The sequence below is a fragment of the Burkholderia sp. LK4 genome, from assembly GCF_001043615.1.
GTDB lineage: Bacteria > Pseudomonadota > Gammaproteobacteria > Burkholderiales > Burkholderiaceae > Burkholderia > Burkholderia cepacia.
In genome coordinates this window covers 1-411 of the sequence record NZ_LDUL01000189.1, presented here as the reverse complement: position 1 = coordinate 411, position 411 = coordinate 1, and the positions used below count along the sequence as shown (strand labels likewise).

Annotated in this window: 1 protein-coding gene; it reads left to right on the top strand. The window is 63.5% G+C overall.

Translation table 11 applies throughout. The features are described 5' to 3' along the window. Nucleotides 1-370 (top strand): ABC transporter permease subunit (locus VK92_RS38850; protein WP_048026832.1); only part of this gene is annotated, 370 nt, incomplete at its 5' end. Nucleotides 371-411 lie beyond the last annotated feature (41 nt).

The following is a 411-nucleotide window of genomic DNA, read 5'->3' as shown; positions in this document are numbered from 1 at the left end:
CCTGCCGTTCATGGTGATGCCGCTGTACGCGCACCTCGTGAAGATGGACCTCACGCTGCTCGAGGCCGCATACGACCTGGGCGCGAAGCCGTGGGTCGCGTTCACGCGCATCACGCTGCCGCTGTCGAAGAACGGGATCATCGCCGGCAGCCTGCTGGTGTTCATCCCGGCGGTGGGCGAGTACGTGATTCCGGAGCTGCTGGGCGGCGCCGACACGCTGATGATCGGGCGCGTGATGTGGGATGAATTCTTCAACAACATGGACTGGCCGATGGCGTCCGCGGTGACGGTCGCGATGGTGATGCTGCTGCTGGTGCCGATGGCGCTGTTCCAGTACTACCAGGTCAAGGAACTGGAGGACGCGAAATGATCAAGCCGAGCAAACCTCTGTCGACGGGCGTCCTCGCCTTC